The sequence below is a fragment of the Candidatus Limnocylindria bacterium genome (assembly GCA_036523395.1).
Lineage (GTDB): Bacteria > Chloroflexota > Limnocylindria > P2-11E > P2-11E > CF-39.
In genome coordinates this window covers 19,710-30,912 of the sequence record DATDEH010000044.1, presented here as the reverse complement: position 1 = coordinate 30,912, position 11,203 = coordinate 19,710, and the positions used below count along the sequence as shown (strand labels likewise).

Genomic DNA, 11,203 nt, shown 5'->3' with positions numbered 1-11,203 from the left:
CCGGAGGATGCGTCTAGTTCACGCACTCGCCTCCCGCGCGTCCCACCACGCAATCCACTCGGCCAGACCATCGACAGTCACGTGGTGTAGGTGCGTCCCGTCACGCTGGTGCGGCGGCACGTAGACCCGCGAGTGAAGACCCTCTCGGTGCAGCAGCAGATCGGCGAGAGCCTCATCGGTCGCGTCTCCCATGAAGAGCGCCGAGAAGCGACCGCGCTCGACGCGCAGCACGAGGGACGGCGTATCGACACGCGGATCGCTCTCCGGCGAGAGCACCGCGATGACCGCGTCGCCGACACGTAGTCGCTGCCCCGCGCGGACAGCGTGGCGCGCGGCGTGCGCGCGCGAGATCCCCGCGGCCCAGAGATCCGTCAGGGCACCCGGGTTCAGACCGACCGGCTCCAGCGTCATGCCAACCTCGTAGCGATCGAGGACAGCGATCAGACCCGCGCCGTGATCCAGGTGCGCGTGTGTGAGAGCGACGACATCGATGCGCCGCCGCCACGGCGGAAGGCTCGCGCCGAGCTCCTCCATGAGGCGCGCGGGATCGGGACCGCCGTCGATGAGCAGTATCGCTCCGCCAAGCTCGACCAGATACGCGTCGCCCTGACCCACGTCGAGCGCGCGAACACGAACTTCCGGATCGGCTCCCGGCCACGCGAGCACGCCCGCGACGACGAGCGCGGGCACCGCGAGGAGAGCGCCACGCGGCGCGTGCATCGATGGCAGCGCGATCCGCGGGAGGCGGAGCTGTCCACGGATCCGCGGCGCGCCACGCACCACAGCGACGATCACCAGGCCGACGACGAGGCCAGTCACAGGCCCGGATGGAACGCCCACCGCCGCGATGGGCAGGGCGGCGAACGTCTCGACGACGATGCGCAGCGCCAGCGCGCATCCATACGCGACGAGCGCGACCGGGCGCGCGACGTCGACCGAGAGCGCGCCGAGCACGCTCGCCGCCGCGCCGGTGATCATGAGCGGCGGGAACAGCGGGACCGCGACGAGATTCGCGACCGGTGACACGAGCGACACGCGCCCGAAGGCGGCCGCGACGATGGGCAGCGTTGGCGCGCTGGCGGCGAGCGTCGTCGCCAGTCCCTCGCGCAGCACGCCGGGCAGGAGGGCGAAGCGCGCGGAGAGCGGCGCCTGCCAGAGCACGAGACCCGCGGTCGCCGCTGCGGACAGCAGGAAGCCGAGGTCCGCGATCGCGGCGGGATCGGCGAAGAGCATCGCCGTCACGGCGACGCAGAGCGCGTTCGCGGTCGCTGCGCGGCGGCCCGATGCGAGACCGACCGACGCGACCGACGCCATCAGCGCCGCGCGCATGACGCTCGGGCCGAGACCGACGAGCAGGCTGTACGCGACGATCGCGGCAACGGTCGCGACAGCACGCATGGTGGGACGCGCGCGACCACGGAGGGCAAGGGCGACGGCGGTGCCGACGAGCGTCATGTTGAAACCAGAGATCGCGAGAAGGTGCGTGGTGCCGCTCACGGCGAACGCGTACGCGAGATCCGGCGAGACGCTCGCGCGTTCACCGAGAACGATGCCAAGCAGGATGCCGCTCTCCGGTTCGGGCACGAGAAGTCGAAGCGGACGCGCGAGATCCGCGCGAAGCGCATCGAACGACACGAGCTGGGCGAGGTCGACCCCGGGCACCGGACCGAGCACAAGCCGCAGGGAGACGCCCACAGCCGATGCGCAGGCGCACGCCCACAGCGACCGGCGCGGCCCGTTGGCGCTCGCGAGCGCGAGCGCCGCGCAGCCGACGGCGCTGACCGCGCCGAGCGCGAGTGCGAGTGGCAACGATGCGCGCCCGGCAAGAGCGACAAGAACAGCGAGCAGGGCGGCGGGCAGCAGTGGCGAGAGGAAGAGGGCGCTCACGACCTGCGCTACCGCGTCGTGACGAGGTCACGGATATCGGAGAGGACGCGCCCGGTTACGAGCCCGCGCGTCTGGAGCTCCTCTACCTTCGCGAACGCCCTGAGCTCGCGCGCGCGGACGATTCGCGCGGCGGTGCTCGGCCCGATGCCGGGGAGCGATTCCAGCTCCGCCGGCGTGGCGTGATTGATGTCGATCTTGCGCTCGGACTCGCTTCCGACGCTGCCCGCAGGCGGCGTCTCGCCGTAGCGGGGCACGTACACACGCGCGCCATCCCGCAGCGTCGAGGCTTTGTTCAGGGCCGCCGGATCGGCATCAGGGGTCGTTCCGCCGGCCGCCGCAAGTGCATCGGCGACGCGCGCGCCAGAGGCTAGCCTGACCACGCCGGGCCGCGCGACCGCGCCCTCGACATCCACCACGATGAGCGGAGGCGGGGTGGGCTCGGGTGTCGCTTCCACGACCTCGACCGGCACCGGCGCAGGCGTTCGGGCACGCGCGACGAGCACGAACGCGCCGGCGGCGACAGCGACGAGCGCGGCGATGACAAGCGGCCGGGGCATCTGCCGAGCGTGGCTGGCTCGCGTCGCCGTGGGAAGGCCTCATGGTCGTCGCGGCCGTCACACGTTCGTGTGACGGAGCCTGTGAAAACGAGGTACCGCGATCATGCGCGTGATCGTGCAGTTGGACCTCAGGTGGGCTGGTACGTGGCGATCACGACGCCAGTGGTCGTCTTCTTGGTGTCGACCACCTTGAGCTTCGCCGTCGGGATGCCGTCCGCGAAGACCACGTGAGCCTGCCCGTCCAGGCCCTCGCTCTATAAGGACTAGTTCGCGCGACGGCGCTCCCCGGGCGGCTGCATCTGCACGATCGAGACAGGGAGACTGCCGACCGCCTCGCCATCAACGGTGAGCTCGAACTTGTGTGTCCCGTAGGCGGTGAAGCTCATGTTGTTGAGCTCGACAATGACGTTCACGTCCTGTCCGGCGACGGCGTGGACAGAGATCTCCGGCGGATTCGGCATCGACTGCTGCCCATCGGGCCGCAGCAGACGCACCACGACGTTGTGCGCACCGACGTCGAGACCGAGGATCGCGACGAGGAACATCCGCGGATGCTGCGCGGGCAGCCCGCTCACGCTGATGTTGCGGAAGATCCCCATCAGGCTCACCTTGCCGTCCTGCCCAACCAGTGCGTGATCGCACAACGCACCCAACCTGATCTCCCCGCTCACCTCGTCACGATACTCACAATGCGGTCGGGCACGACGATCACCTTGGTCGGCTTCGCTCCATCCAGCGCGGCCTGCACCTTTGGACTCGCCAGGGCGGCGCGCTGCACGTCGGTGTCCGGCCGGCCAGCGGCCATGGGGATCCGATCGCGCACCTTGCCGTCGACCTGAACGACGATCGTGACCTCGCGCGGCGCGGCGACCGTCTCGTCGTATGTCGGCCAGCTCTGCTGATGGACCGATCCCGCACCCCCGCGGCGGTGCCACAGCTCCTCGGTCATGTGCGGCGCGAACGGCGCCAGCAGCAGCACGAGCGTCGCGATGCCCTCATTGCGGCTGGTCCCGGTGGCGTGCTGCAGCGTGTTGGCCAGCTCCATCATCGCGGCCACCGCGGTGTTGAAGTGATAGTCGCCCAGGTCCTCGGTGACCTTTTTGATCGTGCGATGCACCGCACCATCGACGTCCGCGTCGCGCGCGCGCGCCGGTGCGGGATCGGTCAACGCCAGCTCCCACACGCGCCACAGGAACCGGTACGTGCCCTCGATCCCGGAGGCGTCCCAATCCGCGCCGTCCACCCACGGGCCCATGAACATCATGAACAACCGCAGCGTGTCTGCGCCGTACTGCTTGACGTATTCGTCGGGCGTCTGCACGTTGCCGCGCGACTTCGACATCTTGCGACCCTTGAAGACGATCGTCCCCTGATAGCGGAACCGCAGCACGGGCTCGTCGAATGGCAGCTCGCCCAGATCGCGAAGCGCCTTCGTCATGAAGCGCATGTACAGCAGATGCAGGATCGCGTGCTCGACGCCGCCGGTGTACTGCTTGACCGGCAACCACTTGCGGCCGATGGCCTTGTTCATGAACGCCGTGTCGATCTTGGGATCGACGTAGCGGTACATGTACCAGGACGAGTCCACGAACGTGTCCATCGTGTCCGTGTCGCGGCGCGCCGGCTTGCCGCACTTCGGGCACGTCGTGTTGACGAACGAGGCGACGCGTGCCAGCGGGGACCCGCCGCGCCCGGTGAACTCGACATCACGTGGGAGCTCAACGGGCAGCTGGTCGTAGGGCACCGGAACAGCGCCGTCGGTGTCGCAGTGGACGATCGGGATCGGCGTGCCCCAGTAGCGCTGCCGGGAGATCAGCCAGTCCCGCAGGCGATAGGTGACGGAGGGCTTCCCGATACCGCGCTTCTTCGCGTCCTCCGCGACGGCCTGCTTCCCCGCCTCGCTGCGCGTCCCGCTCAGGGGACCGCTGCGCACCATCGCGCCCTCGCCGATGTACGGCTCGCTCAGAACGGCGTGCTCTTTGCCGTCGGGCGAGATGACCTCGCGGATCTCCAGCCCATGCTTCTTCGCGAACTCGAAGTCGCGCTCGTCGTGTCCGGGGACGGCCATGATCGCTCCGGTCCCATAGGTCGACAGGACGTAGTCGGCGACGAAGATCGGGATCCGCTCTCCGGTGAAGACGTTGCGCGCGAATGCTCCGGTGTCGACGCCGGTCTTCTCGCGCTCCGCGGACGTGCGCTCGATCTCGGCCATGTTGCGCGCGCGCTCGACGTACTTCTCGACCTCGGCGCGGCGCGCGGGCACGGTGACCTTCGCGACCAGCGGATGCTCCGGGGCCAGGACCATGAACGTGGCGCCATAGATCGTGTCCGGCCGCGTGGTGAAGAACCGGATCTCATCGCCGGCGTGACCCTCGACCGGGAACGCGATCTCGGCGCCCTCCGAGCGACCGATCCAGTTCGTCTGCAGGACGCGCACGCGCTCCGGCCAGTCGAGGCCTTCGAACTTCAGCAGCTCATCCGCGTACTTCGTGATCTTGTAGAACCACTGCGTCATCTGCCGCTTCACGACAGGCGTATCGCAGCGCTCGCAGCGGCCGGCGATGACCTGCTCGTTGGCCAGCACCGTCTCGTCGCGCGGGCACCAGTTAACCGGCGCCTCGCCGCGGTAGGCCAGGCCTTTCTCGAACAGCTTCAGGAACATCCACTGGTTCCAGCGGTAGTACTCGGGGTAGCAGGTGATCACCTCGCGGCGCCAGTCGATCGCGGTCCCCATCCGGCGGAACTGGTCGCGCATGTGCGCCATGTTCTTTTCGGTCCACACGGCGGGGTGGATCTTGCGATCGATGGCCGCGTTCTCGGCGTTGATGCCGAACGCATCGAAGCCCATCGGGAACAGCACGTTGTGCCCGCGCATGCGCAGGAAGCGCGCGGCGGCGTCCGGTGGCGCGAACGCGTACCAGTGACCGACGTGAATGTCGCCCGACGGGTACGGGAACATCGTCAGGAAATAGAAGTTCGGGCGATCACTTTCGTCCGGTGTCTCGTGGAGACCGGAACGCACCCACTCTTCCTGCCACTTCGCCTCGATGCTCGCCGGGTCGTATTTCTCGATCCGCTGCTTCGCCACTGCCATCTCGCGCCTCCTTTCGCCCGAATAGAAAACGCCCTCCGCCCCGCCGGCTGTTGCCGGACCAGGGGACGGAAGGCGACTCCCGCGGTACCACCCCTCGTTGAGAAACGATCTGGTGGAGCTGGCGGGATTCGAACCCGCGACCCCCACACTGCCAGTGTGATGCGCTCCCACTGCGCCACAGCCCCGATCGTTCTCCGCTCGAGCACGCTGATAACGGACGTGACTCCGGCGAGCGCTAGATCTTTCGATTCACGCTCGCGGCTCCCGGGCGAGTTCCGCGTTCCCGGACACCGGCTCGCACCAACCGCCGGCTCTCTTCGTCAGGGGTTCCGCGTGCTGCTCCCGATCGCGGCCTCTCGGGGCAAAGTATAGGTGGATGTACTCGCTCATCCGTCTCGACAAGCGCATCCCCGACGGCTCGATCTGGCAGACCCGTTGGGGGTACCTGCTGCCACCGGTGGCTGGATGGACGCGCGTCTACCAGCCGGCAGGCACGCGGTGGTCCAATCCGCTCGGCGGGTGGACGGCGAAGGTCGAGGGCATCACCATCCTCCATCCGGATCGGCCATTCACGATCGCGTGCCACGGTCCCAGCGGCGCGAAGCGCTTTTACATCGACGTCGCGCACCGCTTTCACACCGTGGGCGACGTCCTCGAGTTCACGGATCTGTTCCTCGACGTGATGATCGATCCGTCGGGCGCGGTGAGCGAGAAGGACGAGCATCAGCTGATCTTCCTGCCGCCGGAGGAACGCAAGTTCGCGCTCGCAGCGAGAGACGAGGTGCGTCGTTTGATCGCGGCAGGTGATCCCCTCTTCGATCAGCACGGTCCGTATTACGCGGTGCCGGAGGGGGCCGAGACCCTGCCGCCTTCAACGCTTACGACGGAGCTGGACTAGCCGATCTCCGGTCCGGGGCGTCGCATCGCGACCGATTGCAACACGCCGAGCGCGAAGCAGATCGACACGAGCGAGCTGCCGCCGTGCGAGATGAACGGCAGCGGGATGCCCGTCACGGGCATGAGCGAGATCGCCATGCCGACATTGACCAGGATCTGGAACACGAGCATCGCGACGACGCCGGAGGCGAGCAGCATCCCGAACGGATCGCGCGCGCGGAACGCGACGCGCAGCGCGGCCACGAGCAGCAGGATGTAGACCCCGAAGAGGATCATCGCGCCCATGAAGCCGAGATCCTCGGCGAGCCCGGCGAAGACAAAGTCGGATTCGGCGATGGGGAGATAGCCAAGCGGCGACTGCGTTCCGGCCGTGAGGCCCTTTCCCGTCGGTCCGCCGGAACCCACGGCGATGAGCGACTGGATGATGTTCCAGCCGGCTCCCTGTGGATCGGAGTACGGATCGAGGAACGCGGTGAGGCGCGCCTGCTGGTAGGGCTTCAGGACGTTCCAGATCACTGGGAACGACGCGCCGGCGACGGCGACCATCCCGATGAGCTGCCACAGGCGCGCGCCGGCCATGAACGCCATGCCGAAGAAGATCGCGACAAAGACGAGCGTCGTCCCGAGGTCAGGTTGCCGGTAGACGAGCAACACCGCCGGCCCGAGGAAGACGAGGCCACCCAGGATCGTCAGAGGCGAGCCGATCTTATCGATGCGATCGGCGAAGAATTTCGCGAGTACCACGATCATGAGCACCTTCGCGATCTCGCTGAACTGGAATGAAAGCCCGCCGAAGTTCACCGAGCGCTGCGCGCCGAGTGACGACGTGCCGATGACCAGCACCACGCCGAGCAGGCCGAGCGTAAGCAGATAGAGGAGCGGCGCGAAGGTGCCGAGCCACGCGTAGTCGAACATCGCGACTGCCACCATGACCGCCACGCCTATCGCGGCCCACAGCGCGCCGCGGATGACGAACTGCATCGGGTCGCCGGTCAGGGTGCGCGACTCGACGGTGACCGCGTACGTCATGACCAGCCCGTACCCGATGAGGAGCAGGGTCGCGATGAGGAGGTACGGATCGACCTGGTCCAGCCGCCTGGCGTGCGGCCGGTCGTGCAGCGGCGACGCAGACGAGCGCCGCATGTCGAGCGCTTTGACGCTCACTTTGGCCCCACCACATAGGCCTCGAGGATCCGCTGCGTCATACCGACGGCGGGATTGAAGCAGTTCTCGCACAGGGAGCGGCTCGAGTCGAAGGTGAAGATCACCATCGCGATCTCGGCCGTCGGGTCGGTGTTGTCCGCCTTCGGCAGGAAGGACACGAACCAGTTGTGGAAGCCGAGCTTGTTGCGGCCCGCGGTGTCCTTCCCCGCCGAGGAGCCGAACTCCGCGGTGCCGGTCTTTCCGGCGATGGGCAGCTTCGCGTTCGGCATGAAGGCGTGCCCGATCGTGACCACGCGCCGCGCCGACTCGCGCAGCAGCGTGAGGTTCTCCTGCGTGATGCCGACCTTCCGCACGACGTTGGGCTGTTGCCTGAAGACCACGTTCCCCTGCGGACCGACGACCTCTTTCAGGAGGTGCGGCTGGTAGAACGTGCCGCCGTTCGCGACGATCGAGTACGCATTGAGCAGCTGGAGCGGAGTCACGGCGACGAAGCCCTGACCGATCGACTCGTGATACGTGTTGCCGATCGTCCACGGCTCATCGAACGTCTGCAGCTTCCACGCCGGGCTCGGCATGATCCCGGTGGCCTCGCCGGGCAGATCGATGCCGGTCCGGGCGCCAAAGCCGAGGTCGCTCCCGTACTTGTAGATCGCCTCGGGGCCGACGCCCGCGCGTCCTGTATTCGGGTTGCCGCCGCCCAGCGTGTAGAAGTAGATGTCACTCGAATGCGCGAACCCGTTGACGAAATCGAGCGAACCGTGCGCGCGCCAGTCGTAGAAGTTGAAGCCGCCGACGTTCAGCACGTTCGACGTCACGTTCACGACCGTGCTGCGGTTCGCGATCCCCTCGCTCAGCGCCGAGAGGCCGGTGACCATCTTGAACGTCGAGCCCGGCGGATAGATGTCGCCGATCGCCTTGTTCACCAGCGGATGGCGGTCGTCGCCATTGAGCTGCGCCATCTGCTCGGGCGTGATGCCGTTGATGAACCAGTTGTTGTCGTAGCCGGGGTTGGAGTACATCGCGAGGATCTCGCCGTTCTGCGGGTTCATCGCGATCCCGACGGCCTGGGTGAAGAGATCCTGGTCGACGCCCTTCTTCAGCTCGCCCTCGATCAGCTTCTGCAGGCGGTCGTCGATGGTGAGCACGAGGCTGTTTCCGGTCGTCGGCGGTGAATACGCGAGCTGCTTGATCTCGCGCTGTGCCGCGTCGCGCTCGATCTCACGCCAGCCATACCTGCCGCGCAGGTAGTTCTCGTACTCGTACTCGAGACCGGTGCGGCCGATGAGATCCGTTTGCAGGTAGCCCTTGTCGCGGAGCGCTTCGAACTCGTCTTCGGTCACCGGACCGACGTATCCCAGGAGTGGTGAGTAGAGGACCGCGTCCGCGTACGACCGGATCGACTCGGCTTCGACGCGCACTCCCGGGAACATCTCAGCGCGCTCCGACAGCAACAGCGCGATGTCGCGCGCGACCGGCCGGAGCGAGATCTTCACCGGCTCGTACGGGTTGCGCGCTCGCTGGATATCGATCGCGTTGTACACATCGCTCGGTGCGCGAGCGATGAGCGCGCCCAAACGCTGCGCGAGCTCCTCCTGTTTCGGGCGCGGCACGTCCACTGGGATCACCGTGACGGCGAATCCGGGGAGATTCCGCGCGAGCACCTTGCCGTTGCGGTCGACGATGGTCCCCCGCTCCGCCTCGACCGGTAGACGCAGCACGCGGTTCTGCTCGGCGAGGTCACGGTAATGGCTACCGGTCACGACCTGCAGATCCCAAAGGCGCACCGTGAGTCCGGCGAAGACGAGCACGACCGCGATCCCCATCGCGATGAAGCGATTTGGTCGGACGAAGTCGCGCGACGTCTGTCTCATAGTCCGAAGGATGCCTGCTTCTCGGTCATGTGGCGCATGGATCTGGCGATCGGATAGGTAGCGATCGCGAGGAGGCCGTTGTAGATCGCACCGGCAGCCGCTCCACCGGCGAGAAGTAGCGGATCCGACAGCGGCTGTCCGACGACGAGCAGGATCAGGAGGTACAGGAGGCCTGCGCCAAGCGTCGCCACGCCGACGAGGAGGGCTCCGCCGACGATCGAGCGCGGACGGCCCGTGCTCTCCCCCAGCCCGACCGCCGCCACAGGCACCAGCGTCGCCAGGGCGAGCGCGCCAAGCGGGCCGCCGGAAAGCAGATCCGCCGTGAGTCCGCCGACAAAGGCCCACCAAACAGCCTCCCGCGCGCCGGCGGCGACCGACCAGGAGGCGGCCACCAGTACGGGGAGGTTGGGACGCGCGCCGGCTACGGACATGAACGGCACCACCGATCCCTGGAGGAGCGCCGCCGCGAGCGGGATGACTATGGCGAGCGCGAAGCGCACGGAGCCCTCCTCTGGTAATGGCGGAACGCGAACGGCCTCAGGACGCTACGCGTAAGTGGCCCTAGGGACGGGCCCGCCCCGGGACGCGTGTCGCCTCGATCGTGTCGCCGCCGGCCTCGGTCGCCTCCGCCAGCTCCACCTCGAGCTGCGGGAAGGGGTCCTCGTCGCGCATCTTCGCGCCCACGTAGATGAGCACGAGCCGCACCGTCGCGGCGATCGGCACCGCCAAGATGATCCCGAGCAGACCGAACACCGCGCCGCCGGTGAGGAGCGAAAAGATCACTAGCGCGGGATGCAGTCGCACGGCGCGACCGATGACCGTCGGGATCACGAGATAGTCCTCGGCGTGTCGGAGGATCGTGTACATGATGGCGACGACTCCGACATACACGAGCTGTGACCAGCCGAACGGATTCGGGTGACCGAGTGCCACGAGGCACGCGATCGCGCCGGCCGTGATCGGACCGACGAACGGGATCGTCTCGAGAAGACCGGTGAGCACACCGAGCAAGACGCTGTACGGAATGCCGAGAAGCGTGAGCGCGATCGTCGTCACCGTCGACATGAGCAGCACGAGGAAGAGCTGCCCCCGAATGTAGCGGCCCAGCATCACGTTCGTTTCGCCGAGGACCTGCACGATCTCACGGCGCTGGCGCCCGGGCAGATTGCGCCGCACGAACTCGTAGAGCCGTGGGGCGTCGCGAAGCAGCAGGAACGTCGCGATCAAGAACACGAGGAACTCCAGCAGGAAGTGGCCGAAGGCGATCGCGAACGGCAGCGCCGTCCGCTGTGCCATCGCCGCGATCTGCCGCTCGATGTCGTCCACGTTCGGTCCGATGAGCACATCATCCAGGTCGCTGAGGCCGATCTGGTCGAACGTGTTGGAGATCGTCTGCTGGACGTTGGCCACCAGCACCGGCCAGTTCTTCTGCAGATCTCCCGCGTTCTCCACGACGCGTGGGATCACCAGGCGACCGCCGCCAAAAATGATTGCGAGGAGGGCGACGAAGACGGCGAGCGCCGCCGCCGTCCGCGGGAGGGAGAACCGCCGTTCGATCGCACCCACAACCGGTAGCAGGACGTATGCGACGACGAGGCCCCAGATGAAGGGCTGAACGACCTCGCCGGCCCGCCACAAGAGCAGGATCAGGAGGGCGGCAAACGCCACCACGACCGCACGTTTTGTGGCTACGCTCCAGCGAGCTCCCATCCCGCGCAGAATTATCAGGCAGG

At 67.4% G+C, this 11,203-nt stretch carries 9 protein-coding genes and 1 tRNA gene; 1 reads left to right on the top strand and 9 read right to left on the bottom strand.

The window, feature by feature from the left end; translation table 11 throughout:
• Positions 1-18 precede the first annotated feature (18 nt).
• The 5 genes from VI056_05345 to VI056_05325 all read right to left on the bottom strand — a co-directional run bounded on the left by VI056_05345 (position 19) and on the right by VI056_05325 (position 5,723).
• Complete coding sequence (locus VI056_05345; protein ID HEY6202448.1) at positions 19-1,887, bottom strand: ComEC/Rec2 family competence protein; 1,869 nt, start codon at positions 1,885-1,887, stop codon at positions 19-21.
• A gap of 8 nt (positions 1,888-1,895) precedes the next feature.
• On the bottom strand, positions 1,896-2,444 hold the full coding sequence (locus VI056_05340; protein ID HEY6202447.1) for a helix-hairpin-helix domain-containing protein: 549 nt from the start codon (positions 2,442-2,444) through the stop codon (positions 1,896-1,898).
• A 263-nt stretch (positions 2,445-2,707) separates the two neighbouring features.
• Positions 2,708-3,115 carry a hypothetical protein gene (locus VI056_05335; GenBank protein HEY6202446.1) on the bottom strand — a complete coding sequence of 136 codons (408 nt, stop codon included), beginning with the start codon at positions 3,113-3,115 and terminating at the stop codon, positions 2,708-2,710.
• Positions 3,112-5,538 (bottom strand): leucine--tRNA ligase, encoded by a 2,427-nt coding sequence (gene leuS, locus VI056_05330; protein HEY6202445.1) that lies wholly within the window; start codon positions 5,536-5,538, stop codon positions 3,112-3,114. The genes VI056_05335 and leuS overlap by 4 nt, the downstream gene beginning before the upstream one ends.
• Before the next feature lie 110 nt (positions 5,539-5,648).
• Positions 5,649-5,723 (bottom strand) — tRNA-Ala (locus tag VI056_05325).
• A 191-nt stretch (positions 5,724-5,914) separates the two neighbouring features.
• Between VI056_05325 and VI056_05320 the strand changes: the two genes are divergently transcribed.
• Entirely contained in the window at positions 5,915-6,436 is a 522-nt protein-coding gene (locus tag VI056_05320) for a DUF402 domain-containing protein (GenBank protein ID HEY6202444.1), read from the top strand.
• Here the strand turns inward: VI056_05320 and rodA are convergent.
• The 4 genes from rodA to VI056_05300 all read right to left on the bottom strand — a co-directional run bounded on the left by rodA (position 6,433) and on the right by VI056_05300 (position 11,138).
• Complete coding sequence (gene rodA, locus VI056_05315) at positions 6,433-7,599, bottom strand: rod shape-determining protein RodA (GenBank protein ID HEY6202443.1); 1,167 nt, start codon at positions 7,597-7,599, stop codon at positions 6,433-6,435. The two genes, VI056_05320 and rodA, sit on opposite strands and share 4 nt — an antisense overlap.
• Entirely contained in the window at positions 7,596-9,470 is a 1,875-nt protein-coding gene (gene mrdA / locus VI056_05310) for a penicillin-binding protein 2 (protein ID HEY6202442.1), read from the bottom strand. Before mrdA ends, rodA begins: the two co-directional genes overlap by 4 nt.
• Positions 9,467-9,970 carry a rod shape-determining protein MreD gene (gene mreD / locus VI056_05305; protein HEY6202441.1) on the bottom strand — a complete coding sequence of 168 codons (504 nt, stop codon included), beginning with the start codon at positions 9,968-9,970 and terminating at the stop codon, positions 9,467-9,469. The genes mrdA and mreD overlap by 4 nt, the downstream gene beginning before the upstream one ends.
• 61 nt (positions 9,971-10,031) lie before the next feature.
• On the bottom strand, positions 10,032-11,138 hold the full coding sequence (locus tag VI056_05300) for an AI-2E family transporter (protein HEY6202440.1): 1,107 nt from the start codon (positions 11,136-11,138) through the stop codon (positions 10,032-10,034).
• Between the last annotated feature and the right edge of the window lie 65 nt (positions 11,139-11,203).

Bases quoted from the DNA above. Each gene is read 5' to 3' on its own strand.
- mrdA (HEY6202442.1), bottom strand. From the start codon at position 9,470: ATGAGACAGACGTCGCGCGACTTCGTCCGACCAAATCGCTTCATCGCG.
- VI056_05340 (HEY6202447.1), bottom strand. From the start codon at position 2,444: ATGCCCCGGCCGCTTGTCATCGCCGCGCTCGTCGCTGTCGCCGCCGGC.
- VI056_05320 (HEY6202444.1), top strand. From the start codon at position 5,915: ATGTACTCGCTCATCCGTCTCGACAAGCGCATCCCCGACGGCTCGATC.
- leuS (HEY6202445.1), bottom strand. From the start codon at position 5,538: ATGGCAGTGGCGAAGCAGCGGATCGAGAAATACGACCCGGCGAGCATC.